The following is a 25370-nucleotide window of genomic DNA, read 5'->3' as shown; positions in this document are numbered from 1 at the left end:
CCGGGTCAGCGCTGGCCGGCGCGGGCGGCGGCGGCCGTGGTCCGCTGCCGCCGCCCCATCAGCCGCACCTTGCGTACGGAGGCGATGAGACCGGCCACCAGCGTCCCGCCGTAGAGCCAGCCGGCGTGCACGGCGAGCGCGGTGACCACCGCCATCACCCGCCCGCCGAGGCCGCTGGTGCCGCCCGCGATCGGCACCACGCCCACCGCGAAGGCGATCGGCACGCTGATCGGCGCGGTCACCAGGTCGGCGTCGCGCACCCACAGCGCGGTCAGCGCGCTCACGGGCAGGAAGAGCAGGCCGTACACCACCGGGGACCCGTCGAACAGCACCCGGTCCAGGCAGCCCAGCAGGAACATCGACACCGTGGCGAACAGCCCGGCGCCGAGCCCCGTCAGCCGCGGCGAGGGCAGCCTCCGCAGGGCCAGGACGACCGGCGGGACGCTCCGCCGCCCGGCTCCGGTACGCGGCCGGCGCACGGCGCCCGCGGCCCCGGCACCCGCCGGGCCCGCCCCGGTGCCGCCGCCGCCCGTGCCCGGATGGGCGCCGCCCCGCGGCCGGGCGGCACCGGGCCCGGGAGCGGGCGCCGCCCTGCCACCCGGGCGGGCGGGCGGCCGTGCCGGACGCGCCCCGGAGGCGGCGCCGCCCCGGACGGCCCCGCCGTCGACGAGCGCGCCCGGGGACGGCGACCCCGCCGCGGGGGCCGGGTCGGTCCGCTGCCGGTGCTGAGGGGTGTTCCCGTGCTGGTCCACCTGGACAACGTAGGTCGCGCGGGGCCGGGAAGCGGGCATGGGACACGCCCTTCGGGTGACCTTGGCCGAGAGTTCGCCTCCCGGTCGCCGTCACGGCCCGGTCCGCCGCGCCCGTAAACTGGGGGGTCGGCCCACCATCCTCACTCTAGGAAGTCGCCAACGTGTCGCTCACGATCGGAATCGTCGGCCTGCCGAATGTCGGCAAGTCGACCCTGTTCAACGCCCTGACCAAGAACGACGTGCTGGCGGCCAACTACCCGTTCGCCACCATCGAGCCCAACGTCGGCGTCGTCGGCGTCCCCGACACCCGCCTCACCAAGCTGGCCGAGATCTTCAGCTCGCAGCGTGTCCTGCCGGCCACGGTCGACTTCGTCGACATCGCGGGCATCGTCCGCGGCGCCAGCGAGGGCGAGGGCCTGGGCAACAAGTTCCTGGCGAACATCCGCGAGTCCGACGCGATCTGCCAGGTCATCCGCGCCTTCAAGGACGAGAACGTCGTCCACGTCGACGGCAAGGTCTCGCCCAAGGACGACATCGAGACGATCAACACCGAGCTGATCCTCGCCGACCTCCAGACCATCGAGAAGGTCCTGCCGCGCCTCCAGAAGGAGTCCCGGATCAAGAAGGACATCGCCCCGAAGGTCGCGGCGGTCGAGGCCGCCAAGGAGATCCTGGAGAGGGGCGACACCCTCTTCTCGCAGGGCATCGTCCAGGGCTCCGAGAACGCCGAGCTGCTGCACGACCTGCACCTGCTCACCACCAAGCCGTTCCTGTACGTCTTCAACGTCGACGAGGACGAGCTGACGGACGACGCCTTCAAGGACGAGCAGCGCGCCCTGGTCGCCCCGGCCGAGGCGATCTTCCTCAACGCCAAGCTGGAGGCCGACCTCGCCGAACTGGACGAGGAGGACGCCATGGAGCTCCTCCAGTCCGTCGGCGCCGAGGAGCCGGGCCTGGCCACCCTCGCCCGCGTGGGCTTCGACACCCTGGGCCTCCAGACCTACCTGACGGCCGGCCCCAAGGAGTCCCGCGCCTGGACCATCAAGAAGGGCGCCACGGCCCCGGAGGCGGCCGGTGTGATCCACACCGACTTCCAGAAGGGCTTCATCAAGGCGGAGGTCATCTCCTTCGACGACCTGGTCGCGGTCGGCTCGGTGGCCGAAGCCCGCGCCGCCGGCAAGGCCCGCATGGAGGGCAAGGACTACGTGATGCAGGACGGCGACGTGGTGGAGTTCCGCTTCAACGTGTGACGTTGCGTCATGAACTGTGCCCGGCTCGCCTGTTGGCGGGTCGGGCACAGGCGTCTGTCCGTGTGGAGTCCTTGCCCCGCGATGTGGGGCACCGGCGGGTCCGGCCGGCGTCAGGCTGCCTCAGGCCTTGACGATCTCCGCGGAAGGGCCGCACAAGAGTGTCAGATCTTCGGGGTCGGACGTGAGGACGGTGACCGGCCGGGGTGCGTTGCGGGCGATGGCGGCGAAGGCGGCATCGATGGCGTACTTGTGGCCGTGGAGGTGGTGGGCCCGCATGAGCGCGGCGGCCTGGTCGGTGATCTCCTTGGTGACGTCATGAACGTCGACGCGGGAGAGGACCCACTTGACGCGAGCCGGGTGGATGCGCTCGTAGTCGGCCTCAAGCGTGGTCATGGCGCTGGTGGCGACGCGGACGCCCTCCTCCGACGCCGCCTGGACCAGAGCCACGACGATGCGGTCCTTGCGGTAGAGCTTCGAAAGTCCTTCGCTGTCGAGCAGGAGGGTGCCGGGCATCAGGCGGCGGCCCCGCCGGCCTGCCGGTGGTCGTGGCGCAGCAGCGCCCGGGCGGCCTCGACCTCCTCGCGGGTGAGGGCTTCGTTGTCGGTCTCGAAGTCGACGACGATCTCCCGGAGCTTGTCCATGGCGACCCGCTGTTCGAGCGCCTCGGCGACGTAGGCGGAGAAACCGCCCGGGCCGACGTGGGCGCGTACGGCCTCGGCGAGGTCCTCGGGCAGGCTGATCGAATACTTCCTGCTACCACTCATGGTGCCGATCCTACCGGCGGTCGTAGGAGGTCGGGACTGTAGATGGATACGCGTCATGGATCGGTGCCCGCGATGGGAGGATGCGGGAACGGTGCAAGAGGGGCGGGACGCGTGGCGCGTGGTGAGCGGGACACGGTCGCAAGGGGAGCGCGACTGTACGAGGCGGCGCAGGCAGTGGCCGGTGACCACGCCAGGGCGGTCGAGGCGGTGCGGGCGGCGCTGAAGCCGATTCACGACGCGGCGGTCACTCGCGAGCTCGAGGCCATCCCCGTCGCCCGGCTGCAGGACGTTACCGAAGGACGCTTGCGGCTGGGGAACGTCGAGAAGAACGGCCTTGGCACGGTGGGGCGTGTTCTCGAAGCGGGTCCCTATCGGTTGCGGCAGATTCCCGGTGTCGGGCAGCGCACTGTCGACCAGATCCTTGCTGCCGCTCGCCGGCTTTCCGAAGCGGTGCACGAGACGGTGGCCGTCCACATGGACGTGGACCGGCCGGAGCCGAGCACTACCGCGCTCGTCATGGCCCTGCACGTACTGGTGGAAGCCGGCCCGGACGCCCGGCGCGCGGTGGACCGAGCCGCAGCCCTGTCGGAACGGCTCGGCCCGTTGCTGGTCGACGCGAGGCCCGCCACCGGGCGTTTCAGGATGCTCCTGGCCGGCCAGGAGAGGAAGGCACGTGCCCGGGCGGCGGTCGCCGAGATCCGTTCACTCGTGGACGAGGCAGAGCAGGCCGACGTGCCTGAGCTGCTCGCCCAAGCCTCGGTGGACCTGCTACGCGGATCTACGTCAGACGTCGCGGCATGGGTGGACTTCGAACTCCGCTCCGCGGAGTACTACAGCCTGCTCGCCGAGATCTCCGGGCGACTGCCGGACGCGGCAGCCGCCGAGGGGTTCTTGCCGGAGGAGATCGCCGAGCGGGTACGGACGCAACAGCTCGACGACTCGCACCGGCGGGTCTCCCTGCGCGGCTACCAGGCGTTCGGCGCGAGGTTCGTCCTTGCGCAGCGCAGGGTGATACTCGGCGACGAGATGGGTCTCGGGAAGACCATCCAAGCGATTGCCGTGCTGGCGCACCTGGCCGCCGAGGGGCAGAGTCATTTCATGGTCGTCTGCCCGGCGAGCGTTCTCGTGAACTGGACCCGGGAGATCGAGGCCCGCAGCGCCCTTCGCGTCATGGTGCTCCACGGCCCCGACCGGCACTACGCGTTCGCCGACTGGAAGGGGCGGGGCGGGGTGGGGGTGACCACGTACGACGCACTGCGCGGATTTCCGGCGCCGGGCGGCGGGGAGGTCGGACTGCTTGTCGTCGACGAGGCGCACTCCGTGAAGAACCCGAAGACCAAGCGGTCCCAGTCGGTGGCCCTCTGGACGGAGCGTTGTGAGCGCAGCCTCTTCATGACCGGAACACCGATGGAGAACCGGGTCGTGGAGTTCCGCAACCTGGTCCAGATGCTTGATGGAGGGGTGGCGGACTCCCTTGGCGAGCGGGACGCCTTGGCGGGATCGGTCGCCTTCCGCAAGGCTGTCGCCCCGGTCTACCTGAGGCGCAACCAGGAAGACGTGCTGACGGAACTCCCGAGTCTTCAGCAGACCGACGAGTGGGAGGAGCTGAGCGCGTCGGACGAGGAGGCGTACCGCGATGCCGTGCGCGCAGGCAACTTCATGGCGATGCGCAGGGCTGCGTACATGCGCCCCGAGAGGTCGGCCAAGCTGGAGCGGCTGCGCGAGATCGTTCAGGAGGCTGGCGAGAACGGGCAGAAGACAGTGGTCTTCTCCAATTTCAAGGACGTGCTGGGCGTGGTGAAAGGAGCGCTCGCTGTGGGTCCCACGGCCGGTACTCCTATGTTCGGTGCGCTCACCGGCAGCGTCCCGGCCGGGAGACGGCAGCAGATCGTCGACGACTTCGCCGGGGTCTCGGGACCAGCGGTGCTCCTGGCGCAGATCCAGGCGGCCGGCGTCGGCCTCAATATGCAGGCTGCCTCCGTCGTCATCATCTGCGAGCCGCAGATCAAGCCGACCATCGAGCACCAGGCAGTGGCCCGGGCTCACCGCATGGGTCAGGTCAGGTCGGTTCACGTGCATCGTCTTCTCGCCACCGGGGGAGTGGACGAACGCATGGTGAGGATGTTGGAGGAGAAGACCCGCCTGTTCGATGCCTACGCCCGCCGTAGCGCCGTGGCCGAAGCCACCCCGGACGCGGTCGACGTGTCGGACACTGAGCTGGCTCGCCGGATCGTCGAGGAGGAGCAGGCGCGTCTGGGTGTGACGGACGGAAGGCCCACGGCATCCGGGTGAGGGGGTCGTCCAGTCCGCAGCCGGTCCGCAGGACCCGTAAACCGTCTGGAGCCAACGCACGTCAACAAGGAAATCCCAGGTCAGGGACCTGTAGAGGGGCTCCGCCGCAGGTCAGGACCGGGCTTCAGACATTCCGCTTCAACGTGTGAGCCTGCGTTACGTTCCGCCAGACAGTGCGCCGCATGCTCAGACGGCAGGGGTCGGCCCGTTCGGGTCGGCCCCTTGCTGTTCCCGTGCTGGTCAGCGACACAGCTCTTCGACCAGGTGGCGGAGCCGGTCGCCGTCGAGGGGAACACGGTGGGCGAGGAGGTTGCGGGCTTCACGCAGGACGCGCAGCCGACGACGCTCGGAGGGTCTGAGGACGATGGCGCCATCGCAGTGCGCGCTCCACATCGCGCCCAGCTCCATCATGGCGACGGTGGAGTCGGCTGGTTCGGGAGCCGCGACGGGACCGAGGCGCGGGCCGTAGTCCTGTGCGAGTCGGGCCAGGGGGAGGCGGGCACGCGATCGGACAGTGGTGGTGAACTGATCCCGGGCGTCGTCCAGCAGCGGCAGCAGCACATGGTTCTGCGCCAGCCATACCCGGGCGGCCACTGCCTGCTCATGCATGAGGTCGTGAACGGGGTGGCGGCGCAGTCTGCCGTCCCAGCTGTCCACGGTGCCGGCGTTCCATGCGGCGAGCAGTCTCTCGTCGGGGCGACGGCCCGGATGCCGGGCGCCGTCGGCTCGCTGCGGCGGGACGGCCGCCGGTCCGGGTAAGTCCGCGAATACGTCGTGGAGCGCCGACGTCAGACTCTCCGGACGTCCGTCGTCCCAGCGCCCGGCCAGGGCGGCGGCGATGACGAGGAAAGGACCGCACACTTCGGTGATCGTGGCCTGGACGACCGCTTCGTGCAGATGGCTGCGCTCCGTCGGGGAAGCCAGCTGTGGACGCGCCAGCGCGACGACCGTGGCGGTGTCCAGGCGGCCTGTGGCGCCCCACCACCAGTGCACCGCGATGCCCTCCCGGGGCAGTTGATCGGGCAGGCCCGTCGGAAGGTCCTCGGTGGAAGCGATGACGAGGGCTCTGGGGCGCCGGTCCGGGGGGAGGCCCGCCTCCTTGGCTGTTGCCACCAGCCGACGCAGCAGATGTGCGGCGGCGGAAGGTACCGGCTCGCGCCAGGCCCGCACGACCACCGGACGGGTCTCGGCGGTTCCGCTGCCGCGGCCGGTGAGCCGGGCCAGTACGTCGCCGGTCGGGTCCGAACCGACGGATTCCGTGCCGTCGCCGAAGCCCAGTTCCTTCGCGAGCCGCTCCAGCAGGCCCGCCAACGCCTCGGCCGGGGTGAGGGGCGTCGGCGGCTCGGGCCCCGGACGAGCAAAGCCCTGGGCATGGGGCAGGTCGGGCAGCCCGTCGTCGAAGTCGGGCGCAGGGGCCAGGCCCGTCCACCGGCCGCCGCCCGGCCCGGCCGACGGCAGGGAGGGAGCGGAGGCAGGTGCAGGGGATTCGTCCGAGGGCAGCAGCAAGAAGTCGGCGAGTTCGTGCAGCACATCGTCGAGCAGCCGGTCGGCTGGGTTGCCGGCATCCTTGAGCATGCTCCGAGGAAGCAACCACAGGCAGCTGCGGCCACTGTGCAGATCATCCAGCAGACGGGCGAGCCATACCCTGACCCCTGGCAGGGAGGCACCGTCGGCGATGGCTTCGCCGATCACGATTCCTTCCCCGCCGTGGTGAGTGCGCGGAATGTGACGAGGTCCAGCGCATACCCGTCCTCGCCGTCGTCCAGTACGCCGTGGTCGGCGAGCCGGTCGGTCAACGAGCGGACCTCGGCCAGTTCGAGGCCGGTCACGGCAGCGATGTCGCCATGGTTGCACCCCTCGCCGGGCTCGACGTACCGCACCCACTCGGCCAGCAGACCTCGCATGTCCGGGGTGACTTCCACCCGGTCGAGGTGGTTGCGGGCGACCGCATCCTGGGCGTACTGGACCTGGATCGCTTCCACGGCCGCCTCAAGGGTGTACCCGCCTCGGGTGGCGTAGTCCACCGTGCGCTCCACAAGGCTGGGCCAGCCGCCGGTGGCCTCTATCAGCCGACGCCGTTTGTCCGGGGTGTCGAACGGGCACTCCGGCCAGGCCCGCAGACTGTCGGCGTTCCACCGTTCCGGCCGCAGCACCTGGGTGACCCGCTCATCCTTGAGAGCGGCCCGCGCCAGCGGGTCGACCAGGATGATCCCTGCGCGTGGCGGCGCCGCCTTGCGACGTACCGTGTGCTGGTGCACCCGGTCCAGGGTCCGGTCGAGCGTCTCCAGGCCGCAGTAGCGGAGATCGGCGAAGACCAGGCTGGGGTCCTTGCTGCGGGTGTCCTGCGTGAGCACGTCCACCAACGTTCCCGGGGTGGCGGTGTGCACGGTGAGACCACGCGCGTCGGCGTACGAACGGACTGCCGGTTCCATCAGCTCCGGGCCGTGAGCCTTCGTCAAGCAGACCAGGGTCAGGCCGGGACTGGTCGCCTCGTACAACTGCTGCTCGGTGAGCGGGCTGTACCGGTTCGCGCCGGACCGCTCGACCGATCCGACCAGCCTGCGGGAAAACCGCGGGTTGTAGTCGTACGGCAGGCTGAACTCCGTTTGGCGCAGCTCCAGTTCGAGGTCCTCGCGGGTGCCGAGCATGTGTACCACGTTGGGGCTGCGTACCGCGTAGTGCCGGCGGTCCGCCTGCTGGATCAACAGGCCGAGACCCACCATCTCCTCCAGGTAGATCCTCACGTCACTGGCGGTCAGCCGGCTGAAGCCCTCCGGCCAGTTCCGCTTGGCTTCACGGAGCAGTTCGTCGGCGTCGTAGCCGCGCTGGAAACCGTCTGCCTGGCTGCGCAGCGCGATCACCAGAGCGAGCACCCTGTACCGGTCCTCCAGGTTGATGGTGAGCCGCAGCCGCTCGGCGATGTGCCGGTGCACTTCCGGAGAACCCGTCACTGCCCGTATGTCGTCCTCAGTGACCGTGATCGGCCACTGAGCCGAACTGAGCGGCTTCTCTCGCAGCACGGTGACCAAACGCTCGCAGAAGATCTGCACCAGACACGCCTGGTAGTTGGTCGCCGCCAGCACTCGCCAGACGAGTTCGGGGCGTTCGAAGCAGTAACCGAAGGCCGCCATCGGCTCGACCACCAGGCGCTGCGCCTCGGCCGGCTTCAGCGGGCCGATCAGCTCCTCTCCGCCGTGCGCGAGAGGCACATTGGACAGCCGGCTGAACCGCTGGACCTGGTGCAGGCCGGCGAAAACCACCTTGAAGCGTCGGTCGGTGCTGTCCATCAGCCCCTTGAGCCGCGCCACGTTGGCGAATGTGCCCTCACCACCACTGCCGCGTACCGCCTTGGAATCGGCGGTCAGGAAGGCGTCCGCCTCGTCGGCCAGGACCAGTACCCGGCGCTCACTGTTCTCCTCGAGCCAGCGGCGTACGTGCTCCAGCAACTCGGCGGGAGGCACAGCCGTGGACACCTTCGGCCCCAGCACTCCCACGCGCTTGAGCTCCGAGGCCAGCACGGGCCAGATCCGGTCGGCAGGTTCCGCCTCGCCCACCCCACGCGCCTTCAGGTCCAGGTAGACGGCCTTGTGGTCGGGAGTCGAGGGGAAGTCGGCCTCCACTTTCCGCAGCAACGCCGACTTGCCCAACTGGCGTCCGCCGTAGAGGAAAAGAGCACCCAGCCGGTCTTTCACCGCCGCGATCTCCCGGGTCCGGCCGTAGAAGACCTCCGGGGGCACGAGCCCGGCTACGAACGGGGTGTACGGGTTGAAGCCGGTCCAGGGCAGCGTCACGCGCTGCAGGGCCCGGAACGACCGTGGCGAGCGCGCCGCCACCCATCCGAAGACGGCGGGGTCCACCACCAGGGCCTGTTGTGCGGAAGTCCGCGCTCGCGACGCCATCGCCCTACGTCCGGCGAGGCCCAGCGGGTACAGGTAGAGGATGATGCAGGACCCGGAGTCGCTGCGGTCGAGCAGTTCCAGGGGACTGCGCCCGCGCTGCTCGTCCGACACCAGCAGGATGGTGTAGGTGGTGGCCGCGGAACCGAGTTCTGCGACGTAACCAGGCGCGCTCTCACTCGCGCGGAGTTTCGCGGTCAGCCGGAGGGTGCCGCGAAGCCGGCGGCTGTCGTCACGGGTCGGCGGCCTGTCCCCCTCCAGCCCCAGCAGACGCAGCACCGTCGGTACATGCTTCTGCCACTCCGCACCGCGGGTGGACGGCTTGCTGAGCACGTCCCACGAGCCGAGTCCGGCCAGCGCGGCGTCGGTCAGAGTCTGCCCGTCCGCGTAGTGCTCGGCCCATGGCACCGCCGAAAAGCCCTGCTGGCCCGCCTTCACCGGCGTGACGGATTCCAGACCCGCCACGAACCGCTCCAGGTCCTCGCTGCGCTCCGTGCCGCTCCACTGCGGCAGGGTGTCGCCCTTGCGCAAGAGCGCCAGACATTCCTCCGCCGTGACCGTGTCGCCGGCTTCCAGCAGGGCGGAAAGCCGCTTGTGGTCCGCGTCGGTGAGCGCCAGCGCATCCAATTGCTCGCGCAGCCGCTGCACATACGTCTGGACCCGGTCCCGCAGCTCCCCCTCCAGCCCGCCTATGGCCTCCACCGTGGGCCGGAACGCGCCCTCCGGCGTCGGCCGCTCGAACTGCTCGAGCCGCCCCACCAGTTCCCGCTCGGTCACCGGGTCGAGGCTCTGGGTGCGCAACTCCGCGAGCAGTCCGGCAGCGATCCGGTGGGTCTCGGCCCGCACGTTCGCCCAGTGCGCCCACTGAGCGTCACGACGGATCCCCCAATCCGAGGGGAGTGCCTCGGAGCCGGGGGCAGCCGCGGGCACAAGCCCCTGCTCCAAGGCCTCGGCCAAGGCATCCGCAAGGTGCAGGTCCCCCCGCTCGGCGTACGTCTCTGCCACGGCGGCCACATCCACCGGCTCCAAGAGCGACAACACCGCCCGGGTGAAGCCCCGAGCCTGTGGATCGGGCGCCCCCTCGGGCGTCCGGGGCAGATTCGCAGCTGCCAGCAGGGCCTCGGTGGCGGGTACGAAACCGGTGCCTGGGGCCGCGTGCTCCTGGTGGTCGACGAGGTCGGGCAGCTGCCGGAACACCGGCGAACGACCGTCTCCGCTCAGCCAGCGCCGCAGGCACAGGAGCGCTGCTCCCTCGATGCCGGGCAGCGGTGGCGCATTCCGCACTTGTGCGAGTGCGTGGCCCAGTGCGGTGACGGTGTCACTGCGCTCTTCCATACCGGGCGCGGCGAGCGCACGGGCCTGGGAAAGGAGTGTGACGACCTGCTCGATCCGGCTGAGCAGGGAGCGCTTGGCCTTGGCCTCGATGGGTTCCTTGGCCTGCTTGGGAGTGCGGATCGCCGCGTCCGCCTCCTCGATGACGCGCTCGGCGGAGTCCCGCTTCCGGAAGGCTTCCCAGACATCGTCCAGCACGGACGCGTCCGCCCGGCCGGAGGCCCAGTCCCGGACCGCTTCGAGTGCACGTCCCAGCGGCTGTTCGGGGCGCATCAGCAGGTTCTGCACCTGGGTCGCGCGCTGGAGACCTATCTTGCGCTTCGGCAGGTCCACCCGTAGCCGTTCGGCTTCCTCGGCGAGTCCGGAATGTGTCAGGGTCGGGCCGGATTCCCTGCGGGGGTGCAGCGTGGTGGGGTCCACCCGCTGGTAGTGGCGGAGTACGTCGATGGCGCACCCCAGCAGCTGCTTCCATGGGCCGGAGAGGGACGAGCAAGGATCCGTCTGCAACAGCAAGTCGTTGGGCCAGCCCACGACCAGGCCGGCACGGACGGAGGCGACGGCCGCCATGACGAGTGCCGGACGGTCACTCTGCACGCTCTCCAGGTCAGGGACGTACCGGGTCATCACCGGTGTCGCGTCCTCCGGGGTGTCACAGGAGAAGGCAGCGTCCGCGAACGCCAGGCACTCCGCGCGATGCGCGGGCTCGGCGGATGCGACGGTCAGCCAGTAGGCCTCCTGGAAGCGGTTGGCGCTGACGAACTGTTCGACGGGAGAGACGGTGGCGTCGGCTGCGGTTCCGGGCTCGACGAAGAGCCCCTGCCAGGGCAGCACGGGCTCCTCGGGTGCCTCGGCTCGCGCGGGCTGCCCGCTTTGTGCGGGTGGGCCGGCGGGGGCTTCGTCTTTCGGGGCTTGCGGCTCCCCGCCGTGGGCGGCAAGCGGGGCGTCCGCGGCTTCGGCAGGCACTTCCGCCTCCGTAGTCTCCACGGCCCGCGTGCCGTCCGCGTGCCGTGCGACGTTCTCGGGCTCAGCGGGGCCTGTGGCGCATGAGGGCTCCGCAGCTTCCGCGAGGGCGAACGGTGCAAGGGCATTGACGGTGGAAGCGGTGTCCGTCGGCTCCACGGTGTCCGCGTCGGCGTCGGGCAGTGCCGTTTCAGAATTGTCCGTGGTCGACAGGTCTTTCCCGACCTCGGCGCCGCTGGGTTCCACGGTCCCGGCTGTGGGACCGCTGCCTCTGACCGCGCGCCGAGGCGTCGGGATCTCCGGGCTTTCGAGGCCGGGGCCAGAGCCTTTCACCAGCTGGGCGATCTCTTCCTCGAGAGTCCGCAGCGTCGCCCGCAGGGAATCCAGGTAGGCGCCGCCACCGCTCCCCTCGACCTGGTCCAGCAACAGCAGCAGAGCCTGCCGCTGCTCGTTCAGGACGGTGAGTCGTCCGGTGCGGGCAGCTTCCCGCTCCTGTTCCTTCTGTACGGCGACCACAATCGCCTGGAGTTGGTCGAAACCATCTTCGCCGGCCCAGTCGTGCCTTGAGTTCCGGCACAGGCGAGCCACGTCCTCACGCTGACACGTCCACGCGGCAGCCTCCTCCTCCAGGGCCGCGGGCAGGGAAAGTCCACCCGTGACCCGGTCCGCGGCGAGACTCAACACATCCGCGAACTGCGCAGCACGGGCTCGCAGCGCCTCCACGGCCGCCGCGAGATCGGCAGAGGGGGTCGCCCCGGTCGCCCCCGCGACCGTCCGAGCCGCTGTAGGTGGGGCGGTCTCCGTCCCCCTGGCCTGCTCGTCCGGCACAGCGCCTCCCGAATCGTCCGGCTGCTGCCGCGGTACGGAGTCCAAGGCGTCGTCATGCTCGGCGATGTCCTCGCCTGAGCCATGGACGTGGTCCTCCGCCTTCGTACCCCAGCTGGTGGCCTCGTGGTGTGCGGTGTCGAGCAGCTGGTCCCAGTACTGCTCGGCCAGTCTCTGCCGTGGGGTGCCATCCTCCAGCAACATGGAGTGGAGGGTCAGCCGGGCAAGTACCGGAGGCAGGGCTTCGGTCATCGCCATGAGGGTGTCGATGTCGGGTTGGCCAGGATCGACTGGAGGACCCTCGGAGTGTCGGGACCAGAGATGGTCCGCGAAGTCGGCGGCTGCGTCGGCGATTCGCTTCAAGTCGCGTGTTTGTGCCCGACTCAGCCATGCCCGGGCCGATAGCAACTCGCGACGGCCAACCCGCGGATGCGGGCCACGGAGGGGAATCTTCGCCCAGAAGGGTAAGGGCCCCGGTATCAGAATCAGTTCACGAAGTTGCACATCGTCGAGCCCGGTCAGTAAGGCTCTCAGGTCCCCACCCGCTCTTGCCATGACGGGATCCTGCCAGATGGATGCTGGCAGGGCCAAGTACTTGTCGAAAAAGGCGCATTCGGGGGCACAGCGATGCGCCCTAAAGTCATTCGAAAGGGTGTGCACCGCCGCAGGGCTGGTGGAGGTCCTCGGCCACGGTTCATCAATTGTCACCGATCGACACCGGTGAAGACCCTTTCAGGCGTCGGCGTTCAGCCTGCGACACGAGAGCAGTCGTGTTCAAGTTGACGGGGGTCATTCTCTGGCTCAGTCGGCTTGGCCTGGATGCGCGGTGACGGCCGGGCCCCGTCCGTCCCTGTCGCTACCCCACGAGCCGGTACTCGGCGCACATGGCGAGGGTGAGGATCGCGGCCAGGGTGCCGGTGGTGTAGTGGAGCCGGGCGGGTGTCCGCCACCAGCGGCGGTGCCAGGCGAGGAACGCGCACGGGACCATGGCGCAGGTGGTGGCGAGCGCCAGGCCGGTCAGGGCCGGTACGGCGGTGAGGAGCGGCGAGTCGCCCACCATGATCGTGCGGTTCAGGGCGTTGGGGTCGGTGGACAGCAGCAGGAAGCAGACCGCCGCCGCGGTGAGCAGCGCACCGGACGTCCACAGCAGCAGCGTGGCGGCGCGCGCGCCGGGCGGCGGGCCCGGCGAGCGGCGGCGCGCCAGGGCTCGTACCGGCAGCGCGAGCACCGTCAGGGCCAGGAGGGCCAGCGAGCCGAGCAGCACCCGCTGGTGCAGCGTGGGGGAGAGGTGCCAGGGCAGCCGTTCGTACGCGACGGAGGCGTCGGAGGCGACCGCGAGGCGCCCGTCGCGGAAGGCGATCCGGTCCTGGCCGCCCCGCTCCTGGAAGAGCCCCGGGCTCAGCTGCACCCAGTGCCGTTCGGTGACCTCCGGGTCGCGCGACAGCCCCGTCGTGGTCAGCGTCGCGCCCTCGCCCGCGCTCACCCGTACCGAGCCGGTCAGGGCGCCGACCCGGGTCAGCTCGGAGGAACTGGTGCGCGTCGAGCGGTACTCGCCCTCATACGGCGTGACATCGGCCCCCGCCAGGGAGCGGCCGGCGCCGGCGGCAGTGCCGAAGTGGGCGGCGAAGCGGTCCGCGACCTGCTGCCCCGCGTGGGCGGCGGCGCCGTTCTCGCCGTCGCCGTTGTAGACGACGTACACCGCCGCGTCCCGCTCGGGCAGCAGGGCCAGGTTGCCGTGGAAGCCGGGCAGGTCGCCGTCCTTGACCAGCATCCGCTGCCCGTCGCGGACGCGCTCCTCCAAGACGTAGCCGAGGCCGGGCAGCCGGTCGTCGTTGCCGAACTGGCGCTTCAGCAGGGGGGAGGCGGAGGAGGGCGTCAGCACCGGGCCGCCGCCGTCGAGCAGCGCGCCCAGCAGCCGGCCCATGTCGGCCGCCGTGGTGACCGCGCCCGCGCCGGTCGGGGACCAGTCGCCGTACTGCCCGTCCTGGACCCGCTGCCGGCCGCCCTCCGGACGGTGGCCGCGGGCGAGGTCCGCCGCGATCGCGGGAGGGTTCGGCTGGGCGAAGCTCGTACGGTCCATGCCGAGCGGCCGGAGGACCGACCGGTCCAGGTACGTGGCGAACGGGGTGCCCGTTACCGTCTCGACCAGGTGACCGGCCAGCGCCACACCGTAGTTGTCGTAGCTGGCGACCTCGCCCGGCGGGCGCACCCGGCGTGGCTGGTGCGCGGCGAGGCTCTCGCCGAGCGGGCGTACGTCCTCGGGCCGGGTGACCGCGCGGCCGATGACGGCGGTGTCGAAGCCCGCCGTGTGCGTGAGGAGATCGCGTACGGTCACGGGGTGCCCCGGATATGTGTCGTTCACCGTGAAGGTCGTGAGGTAGCGATTGACGTCCGCCGACAGGTCGAGACGACCGCGCTCGACCTGCTGCAGGACCGCGACGGCCGTGAACAGCTTGGCGTCGGACGCCAGGAAGAACCCGGTGCGCTCCGGGTCCACCGGCCTGCCCGTGGTGACGTCCGCGACGCCGTAGCCCCTCGCGAACACCTGCCGTCCGCCCTCGACGACCACCAGGGAGGCCCCGGGGATCGTGTGGTCGGCGAGCTGCTGGCGTACGAGAGCGTCGAGCGCACCGGACAGGGAGCGCTCGCCACGGTCCCCCGGCGGCGCCGAGGCGGCGCCCGGCCCGGCTGTCAGCAGTGTCATCGGTATCAGGAGAAGGAGCGGGAGGAGCAGGTGCCGCAGTCGCCGGCGCATCATCATGCGCCGAGTCAAGCCCGGGCGGAGCAGCGGGAGAAGGGACCCTGGTGCCGTCCGAGGGGGTACCTGACTACACCCCCAGGTCCGGGACGCACGTCCCGTGTGCGGGGCGGCGCGGACCACGAGAATCGGGGCACCGCGACGGCGACGAGCCGCGCACCGCAGAGAACGGGACGACCATGAACCTCCGCACCGGCATACGCTCCGTCGGCAAGGGACTGCCCGTTCTCGGCCTCGCGATCGCGGAACTCGTCCTGTTCTGCCTCTTCCTGACGGCGGTCTCGCTCATCGGCGTCGGCCTCGGCGTGCTCCTCGTCCCTGCACTCGCCGTCGCCGTACGGGCCGTGGCGAACCGCTCCCGCGCGACCGCCGAGCGGTGGTCGGGCCACCCGGTCGAGCAGCCGTACCTCCCGGCCCCCGCCGCCGCGCCGGGCCTCAAGGGCCAGTGGCGGCGCACGCGGTGGGTCCTGACCGACCCCGCCACCTGGCGCGACCTGGCCTGGATGCTGGTCAACCCGGTGGCCGGCGTGGTCGTCGCCCTGCTGCCCCTCGCTCTGGTCGCCGGCGGGATCGGCGGCATGCTGATGCCCGCCATCCACCGCCCGATCGCCGACGCCGGCACCAACTACTACCTATGGGTGCGGATCAGCGACCTGACCTCCGCCTGGTACTGCGCCGCCCTCGGTGTCGCCGTCCTCGCCGCCGGTCTCGCCACCGGTCCCGCCCTGCTCCGCGCCCACGCCGCCCTGGCCCGTACGCTGCTCGCCCCGACCCGCACCGCCGAGCGCGTCCGCCGCCTGACGCACACCCGCAGCGAGGCCGTCAGCAGCTCCGCGGCCGAACTGCGCCGCATCGAGCGGGACCTGCACGACGGGGCGCAGGCCCGGCTGGTGGCCCTCGGCATGAACCTCGGGGTCGCCGAGCAGCTCCTCAGCAAGGACCCGGAGGCCGTCCGCGCCATCCTGGCCGACACCCGCAGGGCCTCCGCCGCCGCCCTCACCGAGCTGCGCGACCTCGTCCGGGGCATCCACCCGCCGGTCCTCGCCGACCGGGGCCTCGCCGACGCGGTGCGCGCCCTGGCCCTGGACAGCCCGCTCGACGTCACCGTCCACGCCGACCTGCCCGGCCGCCCGGAGGCGCCCGTCGAGTCCGCGATGTACTTCGCGGTCGCCGAGGCCCTCGCCAACGCCGCCAAGCACGCCGCGCCGGACACCGTGCGCGTCGACCTCCGGTACGAGGGCGGGGCGCTGCACGGCCGGGTCGTGGACGACGGCCGGGGCGGCGCGGACCCCTCGCGCGGCACCGGGCTGCGGGGCATCGAGCGCCGGCTCGCCGCGTTCGACGGGGTCCTCGTGATCACCAGCGAGCCGGGCGGGCCGACCACCCTCACCATGGAGCTGCCGTGCGCGTTGTCCTAGCCGAAGACCTGTTCCTGCTGCGGGACGGCCTGGTCCGCCTGCTGGAGTCGTACGACTTCGAGGTCGTCGCCGCCGTGGACAACGGGCCGGGGCTCCTCAAGGCCCTGCTCGACCACGAGCCGGACGTCGCCGTCGTGGACGTCCGGCTGCCGCCGACCTTCACCGACGAGGGGCTGCAGGCCGCCCTGGCGGCCAGGCGCCAGGTCCCGGGCCTTCCCGTGCTCGTCCTCTCGCAGTACGTGGAGCAGCTCTACGCGCGCGAACTGCTGGCCGACGGCAGCGGAGGGATCGGCTATCTGCTGAAGGACCGGGTGTTCGACCCCGACGGGTTCGTGGACGCGGTGCGCCGGGTCGCGGCGGGTGGGACCGCGATGGACCCGGACGTGGTCGCCAAGCTCTTCGCCACGGAGAACCGCCGGGGCGGCCCGCTCTCCGGGCTCACCCCCCGCGAGCTGGAGGTCCTGTCGCTGATGGCGGAGGGCCGCTCGAACGCGGCGATCGCGCGGCAGCTGGTCGTGACGGAGCGCGCGGTCATCAAGCACACGTCCAACATCTTCGCGAAGCTCGGCCTGCCCGTGTCCGGGGCCGACAACCGGCGGGTGCTCGCGGTCCTCGCCTACCTCGGCTGACACCCGCGCCCGCAGCTCACACCGTGAGCGTGACCTCGTGGATCTCGTCGGCGGCGTGGCCCGTGCGTTCGTGGATGCGGCGGACCGCCTCGGCCGAGGGGCCGGTGGACAGGCAGTAGACCGTGCCCGACTCCGGGTCGGCCCAGGCGTGCTCGAAGTGGACCCCTTCCTCCTTCTCGATGGCGAGATCCGCGCGGTGGGCCTCGCTCAGCTGCTCCTCGGTGATGCCCTGCATGCCTCGGTGGACGTCCATGTACGTGCCCATGGCTTCCGCTCCTCCGGGTGTCCGGTCGTGGCCCCTCTTCCATGCTGCACCCGGGGCCGGGCCGCCGCGCGGGGGCCGGGTCAGGCCGGGGCGGCGAGGCCCGAGCGGGCGCCCGCGCCGCAGAGGGGGACCACCGCGGTGCCCGGGCGGGGAGCGGCGGTGACCGCCGCCCAGCAGGCCACGCCCGTGGGCTCGACGTAGAGGCCGCGGGCCGCCAGGTCGAGCTGGGCGGAGCGCAGCTGCTCCTCGGTCACCGTGAGGAACGTGCCGCCCGAGGCGCGGACCGCCGCGAGGATCTGGCGGGCGCGCGGCGGGTGGGGGATGGCGATGCCCTCCGCGAGGGTGGGCCGCGCCGGGGCGGGGCCGGGCAGGTCGCCGGCGCCCGCGCGGAACGCCTCCGCCAGCGGGGCCACCGCCGCGGCCTGCACCGCCACCAGGGCGGGGCGGCGCGGGATCAGCCCGTGGGCGTGCAGTTCGGCGGTGGCGAGGGCGGCGCCCAGCAGCAGGGTGCCGTTGCCCACGGGGACGACCAGGGTGTCGGGCAGCTGCCCGCCGAGGTCCTCCCACAGCTCGTACACATAGGTCTTCGTCCCGTGCAGGAAGTAGGGGTTGAAGACGTGCGAGGCGTAGAAGGTGCCGGGCTCGTCCGCGGCCTCGCGGGCGGCGCGCGCGGTGGCCTCGCGGCCGCCGGGGACGACCGCGAGCCGCGCCCCGTGCGCCCCGATCTGCTCCAGCTTCTTCGGTGAGGTGCCCTCGGGGACGTACACCGTGCAGTCGAGTCCGGCGCGGGCGCAGTACGCCGCCATGGCGGTGCCCGCGTTGCCGCTGCTGTCGGCGACCACCCGGCGCGGGGCCAGCCGGCGAGCGAGTTCGGCGAGCAGGACGGCGCCCCGGTCCTTGAACGACAGGGTGGGCATCAGGAAGTCGAGTTTGGCCGAAACCCTCTCCGTGAGGGGGACCAGCGGGGTGCGGCCCTCGCCGAGCGAGCAGTACGGGTCGGAGAGCGGCAGCGCCTCCGCGTACCGCCACAGCGATCCGGCGCGGCCGGCGAGGGCCTCGCGGGGGACGGGCGCGGCGGTGAAGTCGAGGTCCCACGGGCCCCGGCACTCGGGGCAGCACCAGGTCAGTGCGGAAACGGACGATCCGGTACCGCACGGCGTACACACATAGGACGGCGCAGGGGTCATGCGGGCCAGCATGTCAGTTGTATGGCACGTGTGTTACCGGCGCGTCAGGACCCTTGTGGGATTCCTATGGATCGGTCAACCTTTCGCTCGGTGGACGCTTTCGGCAACGCCGCGTACCCGGCGGTGTGACTTGTCATGCGCCTGCCAAACCCCCACAGCAACGCACCACCCGATGAGGAGGATCCCTCACATGTCAGTGATGCGTACCCCGCGGCGAAGACTGGCCGCAGCCGGCGCCACCGTCGCCGCCGCCCTCGCGCTCGGCACCCTCTCCGCCCTCCCGGCCTCCGCGGCCGCGGCCGCCCCGGAAGGTGTGATCGAGAACGCCGGAGCCCCCGGCGCCGTCGCGAACAGCTACATCGTCACCCTCGACGAGTCGGCCGCCGACGCCGGTTCGAAGGCCGGCAAGGCGATCGCCGCGCGCTACGGCGCCACGATCGAGAAGACCTACACCTCCGCCCTCAACGGCTACGCCGTCGAACTTTCCGAGGCCCAGGCCCGGAAGCTCGCCGCCGACCCCGCCGTCGACTCGGTCGTGCAGAACCGCGTCTTCTCCATCAACGGCACCCAGCCCTCGCCCCCGTCCTGGGGCCTGGACCGGATCGACCAGCGCGCCCTGCCGCTCAATCAGAGCTACACCTACCCCGAGCCGGCGGGCGAGGGCGTCACCGCGTACGTGATCGACACCGGCGTACGCATCACGCACAGCGACTTCGGCGGGCGGGCCTCCTACGGCTACGACGCCATCGACAACGACAACACGGCCCAGGACGGCCACGGTCACGGCACGCACGTCGCCGGCACCGTCGCCGGATCCGCGTACGGCGTGGCCAAGAAGGCGAAGATCGTCGGCGTCCGGGTGCTCAACAACTCCGGCTCCGGCACCACCGCCCAGGTCGTCGCGGGCATCGACTGGGTGACCCGCAACGCGGTCAAGCCGGCCGTGGCCAACATGAGCCTGGGCGGCGGCGTCGACTCCGCCCTCGACACCGCCGTGCGCAACTCCATAGCGTCCGGCATCACCTACGCCATCGCCGCGGGCAACGACGGCCGGGACGCGTCCAACTCCTCGCCGGCGCGCGTGGCGGAGGCCGTCACGGTCGGCTCCACCACCAACACCGACGCCCGCTCCAGCTTCTCCAACTACGGCAGCCTGGTGGACATCTTCGCCCCGGGCTCCTCCATCACCTCCGCGTGGAACAACAGCGACACGGCCACCAGCACCATCTCCGGTACGTCGATGGCGACCCCGCACGTCGCGGGCGCCGCCGCCCTCTGGCTGGCCAACAACCGCAGCGCCACCCCGGCGCAGGTCGCCACCGCCCTCACCTCCGCCGCCACCACCGGTGTCGTCGGCAACCCGGGCACCGGCTCCCCCAACCGCCTGCTGTACGTCGGTGACGGCGGCACCACCCCGCCGCCCGGCAAGCGCTTCGAGAACACCACCGACTACGCGGTCAACGACAACGCCACCGCCGAGTCCCCGGTCACCGTCACCGGAGTCGCCGGGAACGCCCCGTCCGCCCTCCAGGTGCCTGTGAACATCGTTCACACGTACATCGGTGACCTTCAGGTGCAGCTGGTCGCGCCCGACGGCACCGCGTACACGCTGAAGGCGTACGGCACGGGCGGCAGCACCGACAACATCAACACCACGTACACGGTCAACGCCTCCTCCGAGGCGGCCAACGGCACATGGAAGCTGCGGGTGAGCGACAACGCCCGCTACGACACCGGGAAGATCGACTCCTGGGCCCTGCAGTTCTGACGGTCCGGTCCCGGTACTGAGCAGCACAGTGTGACGAGGGGCGGTCGCCTGCCGGGCGACCGCCCCTTGACGCCTCTCCCTGCGCGGCGCCACCGCTGCCCGCCGCCGTCGTACGCATACGCATACGCCCGCGATACGACCCGCCGTCTTCAATGCGGGCATGGACCTCGACACCTCACTGCCACCCGCGTCCCGGCGCACGCGCGCGGGCCTGATCACCGGCGCGACCGTCCTCGGCGCGGTGCTCCTCGCCCTCGGCCCGGGCGGGATCGTGTTGCGGATGCTGACCATGCCGCTGCACCGGCCGGGGTGGCACGTCTGGTTCGGCACCTTCAACGGCGTGGCGCTCCTCGCGGTGGTCACCCTCCCGCTGTCCGCCCTGGCCGTCGCGGTCGTGGCGCGCCGTCGCCGTGCCGCCGGGGCCACGCGCGCGTGGCGGGGGCCGCTGGCCGTGGCCGCCATGGTCCATGGCACGGTGCCCTGGGTCTGGATCATCCTGCTGCCGGGCGACGAGGGCGGGGCGGTGGTGAGCCCGGTGCCGCTGCGGGACCTGGCCACCATGGACACCGGTCAGATCGTCGGCAACCTGCTGGTGTTCGCCGCGCTGGGGTTCTTCGCCCCGGTGCGGTTCGCCGCCCTGGCGTCGGTGCCGCGCGTCCTGGCACTGGCCGCGGGCTGCTCGGTCCTCGTCGAGGGCGCGCAGTACGTCCTGCGGCTGGACCGGGTGTCCTCGGTGGACGACGTCCTGCTCAACACGGCCGGCGCCGGGCTGGCCGCCCTGGCGTCGCGCCGCTGGTGGGCGGCGGGGGAGCGGGCAGCTCCACGGTGACGCGCAGCCCGCCGCCGGGGCGCGGGGCGAGGGTGAGCGTCCCGTCGTGCGCCCGGGCGATGGACCGGACGATGGCCAGGCCCAGGCCGGCGCCCGCCTGGTCGGTGTGCACCCGCCCGGTGCCGCGCCGGAACGGCTCGGTGAGGGTCGGGACCAGCTCCGGGGCGAGCGTCTCGCCGGTGTTCTCGACGGTGAGCAGCACGGCCCCGGGGCGGGCGTCCGTGCGCACCCGGACGGTGCCCCCTTCCGGGAGGTTGTGGACGATCGCGTTGTGCACCAGGTTGGCGGTCAGCTGGTACAGCAGGGCCCGCGAGCCGGTGGCGGGGGCGGGGTCGCCGGCGGTGTCGAGGGTGACCCCGCGCCTCTCGGCCAGGGGCAGGAGCGTCTCGGTGGCCTCTTCCGCCAGGAGGGACAGGTCGACCTCCTCGGTGGCGAACGCCCCCCGGTCGGCGCGGCCGAGCAGGAGCAGCGCCTCGGTGAGGTCGATCGCCCGGCGGTTGACCTCGTGGAGCCGGTCCATGACGCGGGCGGTGTCCTGGCCGGGGTCGGCGCGGGCCACCTCCAGCAGCGCCTGGGAGACCGCCAGCGGGGTGCGCAGTTCGTGCGAGGCGTTGGCGGCGAACCTCCGTTGCTCGGCGACGTGCGCCTCCAGCCGTTCGAGCATGCCGTCGAAGGCGTCGGCCAGTTCGCGGAACTCGTCGCCCCGGCCCGGCAGCCGGACCCGGTGGGAGAGCGAGCCGCCGGCGGCGGTGCGGGTGGCCCGGGTGATCCGGGTCAGCGGGGCGAGCATCCGCCCGGCGAGGAGCCACCCGCCCGCGAGGCCGAGCACCAGCAGGAACGCCATGACCGCCGCCGCCCTCGGGGCGAACACGCGCAGCAGGTTGGACCGGACGGGGAAGACGCCGTGCGTGGGGGTGTCGGCCGACACGATCAGCGCCCGCTCGGGGACGTACCGCAGGAGGAACACCCAGACCGCGGCCAGCAGCAGCCCGCCCGCGAGCATCAGGAACCCGGCGTAGCTGAGGGTGAGCTTCCAGCGGACACTCATCCCGCGCAGCCGGACCGCCGTTCCGGTGTCCCCGGGCGGCGGGCTAGTCACGGTCGCCGTCCCCGGGGCCATCGCCGTGCGGCGCGTCCGGGCGGGTGTCCACCCGGTAGCCGACGCCCGGCACGGTGGCGATGACCCAGGGCTCGCCGAGGCGCTTGCGCAGGGCCGAGACGGTGATGCGTACGGCGTTGGTGAACGGGTCGGCGTGCTCGTCCCACGCCCGCTCCAGCAGTTCCTCGGCGCTGACGACCCCGCCCTCGGCCGCGACGAGCACCTCCAGCACGGCGAACTGCTTGCGGGTGAGCGGGACATGGCGGCCGTCCCGGTGGACCTCGCGGCGGAACGGGTCCAGCCGCAGCCCCGCGATCTCACGCACCGGCGGCCTGTGGTGCGCCCGGCGCCGGTCCAGAGCCCTGAGCCGCAGCACCAGTTCGCGCAGCTAGAACGGCTTGGTGAGGTAGTCGTCGGCGCCGAGCCCGAAGCCGGACGCCTTGTCGTCCAGCCGGTCGGCGGCGGTGAGCATCAGGATCGGCAGGCCGCTGCCGGAGGCGACGATGCGGCGGGCGATCTCGTCCCCGGACGGCCCGGGGATGTCCCGGTCGAGGACGGCGATGTCGTACGCGTGCGTGCCGAGCAGCTCCCACGCGGTGTCGCCGTCGCCCGCGAGGTCGGCGGCGATCGCCTCCAGGCGCAGGCCGTCGCGGACGGCTTCGGCGAGATGGGGCTCGTCCTCGACGATCAGCACACGCATGGGCCGATGGTACGAGCCGGTGCATATCGTCCGCGTATGCGACCGGGGCGCCGGGCGCAGGGGCGGCCGGCGGCTGGACGGGCCGGCTACCGCGGGTATCCGCCCGCTCAAACAGCGGTCATCACTTCGAGTGAATCTCTGGCCCATGCTTGCGGCGGGCAACCGTCGGTTGTCACGCTGTTGCTGTCTGTCAAGCTGATGGGAGTGGCCCGTGACCTTCGGTGAGCAGCCCGCCTATCTGCGCGTGGCGAGCGATCTCCGGGAGAAGATCGTGAATGGCGCGCTGCCGCCGCACACCCGGCTCCCCTCCCAGGCCCGCATCCGCGAGGAGTACGGCGTCTCCGACACCGTCGCCCTGGAGGCCCGCAAGGTGCTGATGGCCGAGGGGCTCGTCGAGGGGCGCTCGGGATCGGGGACGTACGTCCGGGAGCGGCCCGTGCCGCGCCGGATCGCCCGCTCCGGGTTCGGCCTGACGGCCGGCGCCAACCCGTTCCGGCAGGAGCAGGCGGACGGGAGCGCGCGCGGCACCTGGGAGTCCCACAGCGAGCAGGAGCCGGCGAGCCTCGCGGTCGCCGGGCGCCTCGGCATCGAGCCGGGGGAGCGGGTGATGCGCACGCGCTACGTCTTCCGGGACGCCGGGGAGCCGATGATGCTCTCCACCTCCTGGGAGCCGCTCGCCGTCACCGGCCGCACCCCCGTGATGCTCCCCGAGGAGGGGCCGCTGGGCGGCTGCGGGGTGGTCGAGCGGATGGCCGCCATCGACATCGTCGTGGACAACGTGGTGGAGGAGGTCGGCGCCCGCCCGGGGCTCGCGGAGGAGCTCCTGACGCTCGGCGGCGTCCCGGGCCATGTGGTGATGGTGGTGGAGCGGACGTACTACGCCTCGGGGCGGGCGGTCGAGACGGCCGACGTGGTCGTCCCCGCCGACCGGTACCGCATCGCCTACCACCTGCCCGTGCGGTGACCGCTCGCCGCTGACGGTCTCTCAGGTCCCCGCGGCGTCGCGCAAGGGGGCGCACCCGGCCGGGTGCGCCCCCTTGTCGCGCCCGCCCGCTGGCCGGATGCGTATCTCTTCGTGAAAACACGTATCCGCTCCGTGAAGGTCAGGCGTAAGCTCAGGCATATGCGCAGTGCGGTTTCGTGGGGATGCTTAGAGGCGTGCAGGGCGGCGGAGGGTGAGGCGCGATGAGTGAGAGCGGGGCGGTCCTTCCCTGGCTGGTGATCCGGCAGGACGACAACGGCAACCACTACCGGGTCGGCAGGTACGCCACCAGGGACGAGGCTCAGAAGATCGCCGACAGCCTCGATACGCGGGAGCACAAGCAGCTCTACTGGGTGGAGCGGGTCGGGCGCCCCGCGGGCTGACGCGGGACGTGCGGGGGGCCGGGCGGGCGCGGACCGGGAGCGCGTTACGCTCCGGCGCATGACGCATCGTGTGGTGGTGGCCGGGGCCGTCGTCGACCGGGGGCGGCTGCTGGCCGCGCGCCGCAGCGCCCCTCCGGAGCTGGCCGGCCGCTGGGAGCTGCCCGGCGGGAAGCGGGAGCCCGGCGAGACCGGCCCCCAGGCCCTGGTGCGCGAACTGCGCGAGGAACTGGGCGTGGAGGCCGAGCCGGACGAGCGGATCCCCGGCGAGTGGCCGCTGAAGCCCGGTTACGTCCTCCAGGTCTGGACGGCCCGGCTGGTCTCGGGCGAGCCGCGCCCGCTGGAGGACCACGACGAGCTGCGCTGGCTCCACCGCCATGAACTGGACACCGTGAACTGGCTGGATCAGGACCGTCCCGCCGTCGCCGAGGTGGCCCGCCGCCTGCCCCCAAGCCCGGAGCCCCCGCTCCCGTAAGCCCGTAAGTCCGTAAAGCCGGAGAGTCCGCTGAGCCCGGAGCCCCGCACCCATGAAGCCCAGACCCCCCGCTGACCCGGCCCGACCCTCCGCCGCCTCGAACGGCGGCGCGTACGGCGCACGCGGCGCGCACCGGCGGGCGGTGCTCGCCGAGGAGCGCGCACTCGTCGTGTACGCCGTTCGTGCCACGATGCGCCCACTGCGGCGATAGCCCGCCCCGAATATCGGGTATGTGCTGATTAACCCGCAGAAATTGGACGCGGGTCTGCCGCTGGGTCTGGGAAGTGGTCGGCGTGATCGAGACCGAGGGTGAGTGCGCCGAGTGGGTCTTCCCCGCCGAGCTCGACACCGTCCGCGCCGCGCGTCACGCTGTCCGCGACGCGCTGCGCGCCTGGGGGCTGGACGCGGCGGTCGGCGATGTGACGGTGCTGCTGGTGAGCGAGCTGGTGACCAATTCCCTGCGGTACGCCTCCGGCCCCGTCGGCGTCCGGCTGGCCCGGCTCCCCGGCGACGACCCGCTCCTCCCGGCGGAGCCCGGCCTCCTCGTGGAGGTCTCCGACCCGCTGCCCGACCCGCCCCTGGAACGGGCCGCCGGACCCGACGACGAGGGCGGCCGGGGGCTTCAGCTCGTCGCCTGCTCGGCCCGCCGGTGGGGGACCCGTCGGGGCAGATCGGGCAAGACGGTGTGGTTCGAGCTGGCCCTGCCTGGTTAGAAGACTGAAGGGACAACGATCACCGCCGGGCTCGGCTCAAAAGGAACGAGACCACCCTGTGATCGTGAACGGCGTGCCGCCGGGGGCCGTAGTGCT

The 25370-nt window shown here is 72.0% G+C and carries 19 protein-coding genes and 1 pseudogene; 10 read left to right on the top strand and 10 right to left on the bottom strand.

Features of this window, described 5'->3' with window-relative positions:
* Positions 1-5: 5 nt before the first annotated feature.
* Positions 6-479 carry a DUF6542 domain-containing protein gene (locus ACF08D_RS13435; RefSeq protein ID WP_392223185.1) on the bottom strand — a complete coding sequence of 158 codons (474 nt, stop codon included), beginning with the start codon at positions 477-479 and terminating at the stop codon, positions 6-8.
* Between the two features lie 434 nt (positions 480-913).
* Here ACF08D_RS13435 and ychF point away from each other — a divergent pair, with 434 nt between their 5' ends.
* The gene (ychF, locus tag ACF08D_RS13430; protein WP_392222740.1) at positions 914-2002 is read left to right on the top strand and encodes a redox-regulated ATPase YchF; all 1089 of its coding nucleotides are present in this window, start codon (positions 914-916) and stop codon (positions 2000-2002) included.
* A gap of 120 nt (positions 2003-2122) precedes the next feature.
* On the opposite strand, the gene ACF08D_RS13425 is transcribed toward ychF, so the two are convergent.
* Positions 2123-2515 (bottom strand): DNA-binding protein, encoded by a 393-nt coding sequence (locus ACF08D_RS13425; protein ID WP_392222739.1) that lies wholly within the window; start codon positions 2513-2515, stop codon positions 2123-2125.
* A complete protein-coding gene (locus ACF08D_RS13420; protein WP_156692568.1) occupies positions 2515-2766 on the bottom strand; it encodes a hypothetical protein in 252 nt (83 codons plus the stop codon). The genes ACF08D_RS13425 and ACF08D_RS13420 overlap by 1 nt, the downstream gene beginning before the upstream one ends.
* A gap of 72 nt (positions 2767-2838) precedes the next feature.
* Between ACF08D_RS13420 and ACF08D_RS13415 the strand changes: the two genes are divergently transcribed.
* On the top strand, positions 2839-5058 hold the full coding sequence (locus ACF08D_RS13415; RefSeq protein WP_392223184.1) for a DEAD/DEAH box helicase: 2220 nt from the start codon (positions 2839-2841) through the stop codon (positions 5056-5058).
* 240 nt (positions 5059-5298) lie between these two features.
* Here the strand turns inward: ACF08D_RS13415 and ACF08D_RS13410 are convergent, their stop codons facing one another.
* The 3 genes from ACF08D_RS13410 to ACF08D_RS13400 form a co-directional block, all read right to left on the bottom strand.
* Positions 5299-6750 carry a hypothetical protein gene (locus tag ACF08D_RS13410; protein ID WP_392222738.1) on the bottom strand — a complete coding sequence of 484 codons (1452 nt, stop codon included), beginning with the start codon at positions 6748-6750 and terminating at the stop codon, positions 5299-5301.
* Positions 6747-12323 (bottom strand): hypothetical protein, encoded by a 5577-nt coding sequence (locus ACF08D_RS13405; RefSeq protein WP_392222737.1) that lies wholly within the window; start codon positions 12321-12323, stop codon positions 6747-6749. The genes ACF08D_RS13410 and ACF08D_RS13405 overlap by 4 nt, the downstream gene beginning before the upstream one ends.
* Positions 12324-12927: 604 nt before the next feature.
* Positions 12928-14775, bottom strand: a complete 1848-nt coding sequence (locus ACF08D_RS13400) for a serine hydrolase domain-containing protein (protein ID WP_392222736.1) — start codon at positions 14773-14775, stop codon at positions 12928-12930.
* Between the two features lie 233 nt (positions 14776-15008).
* Between ACF08D_RS13400 and ACF08D_RS13395 the strand changes: the two genes are divergently transcribed.
* Positions 15009-16247 carry a sensor domain-containing protein gene (locus tag ACF08D_RS13395; RefSeq protein WP_392222735.1) on the top strand — a complete coding sequence of 413 codons (1239 nt, stop codon included), beginning with the start codon at positions 15009-15011 and terminating at the stop codon, positions 16245-16247.
* The gene (locus ACF08D_RS13390; protein WP_392222734.1) at positions 16232-16876 is read left to right on the top strand and encodes a LuxR C-terminal-related transcriptional regulator; all 645 of its coding nucleotides are present in this window, start codon (positions 16232-16234) and stop codon (positions 16874-16876) included. Before ACF08D_RS13395 ends, ACF08D_RS13390 begins: the two co-directional genes overlap by 16 nt.
* A gap of 16 nt (positions 16877-16892) precedes the next feature.
* Here the strand turns inward: ACF08D_RS13390 and ACF08D_RS13385 are convergent, their stop codons facing one another.
* Both ACF08D_RS13385 and ACF08D_RS13380 read right to left on the bottom strand, forming a co-directional pair.
* Positions 16893-17141, bottom strand: a complete 249-nt coding sequence (locus ACF08D_RS13385; protein ID WP_392222733.1) for an SCO4226 family nickel-binding protein — start codon at positions 17139-17141, stop codon at positions 16893-16895.
* Positions 17142-17221: 80 nt separating this feature from the next.
* Complete coding sequence (locus tag ACF08D_RS13380; protein WP_392222732.1) at positions 17222-18328, bottom strand: pyridoxal-phosphate dependent enzyme; 1107 nt, start codon at positions 18326-18328, stop codon at positions 17222-17224.
* 190 nt (positions 18329-18518) lie between these two features.
* On the opposite strand from ACF08D_RS13380, the gene ACF08D_RS13375 reads away from it, so the two are divergent.
* Positions 18519-20096 (top strand): S8 family serine peptidase, encoded by a 1578-nt coding sequence (locus ACF08D_RS13375; RefSeq protein WP_392222731.1) that lies wholly within the window; start codon positions 18519-18521, stop codon positions 20094-20096.
* 160 nt (positions 20097-20256) lie between these two features.
* A complete protein-coding gene (locus tag ACF08D_RS13370) occupies positions 20257-20925 on the top strand; it encodes a VanZ family protein (RefSeq protein WP_392222730.1) in 669 nt (222 codons plus the stop codon).
* On the opposite strand, the gene ACF08D_RS13365 is transcribed toward ACF08D_RS13370, so the two are convergent.
* Together ACF08D_RS13365 and ACF08D_RS13360 are read right to left on the bottom strand one after the other, a co-directional pair.
* Entirely contained in the window at positions 20846-21973 is a 1128-nt protein-coding gene (locus tag ACF08D_RS13365) for a sensor histidine kinase (protein ID WP_392223183.1), read from the bottom strand. The genes ACF08D_RS13370 and ACF08D_RS13365 overlap by 80 nt on opposite strands.
* A 43-nt stretch (positions 21974-22016) precedes the next feature.
* A pseudogene (locus tag ACF08D_RS13360) lies at positions 22017-22724 on the bottom strand (response regulator transcription factor).
* 211 nt (positions 22725-22935) lie between these two features.
* Here ACF08D_RS13360 and ACF08D_RS13355 point away from each other — a divergent pair.
* From ACF08D_RS13355 to ACF08D_RS13340, 4 genes are all read left to right on the top strand, one after another.
* Complete coding sequence (locus ACF08D_RS13355) at positions 22936-23688, top strand: GntR family transcriptional regulator (RefSeq protein ID WP_392222729.1); 753 nt, start codon at positions 22936-22938, stop codon at positions 23686-23688.
* Positions 23689-23909: 221 nt separating this feature from the next.
* Positions 23910-24089: an SPOR domain-containing protein gene (locus tag ACF08D_RS13350; protein ID WP_392222728.1), complete on the top strand. Its 180-nt coding sequence runs from the start codon at positions 23910-23912 to the stop codon at positions 24087-24089.
* Positions 24090-24147: 58 nt separating this feature from the next.
* Positions 24148-24561, top strand: coding sequence for a (deoxy)nucleoside triphosphate pyrophosphohydrolase (locus tag ACF08D_RS13345; protein WP_392222727.1), 414 nt, complete (start codon positions 24148-24150; stop codon positions 24559-24561).
* A gap of 284 nt (positions 24562-24845) precedes the next feature.
* Complete coding sequence (locus tag ACF08D_RS13340) at positions 24846-25274, top strand: ATP-binding protein (RefSeq protein WP_392222726.1); 429 nt, start codon at positions 24846-24848, stop codon at positions 25272-25274.
* The last annotated feature ends 96 nt before the right edge of the window (positions 25275-25370 follow it).

The organism is Streptomyces sp. NPDC015131, assembly GCF_043079975.1.
Taxonomy (GTDB): Bacteria; Actinomycetota; Actinomycetes; order Streptomycetales; family Streptomycetaceae; genus Streptomyces.
Note: the sequence above shows the minus strand (reverse complement) of the source record. Positions and strands in the feature narration are given on the sequence as shown.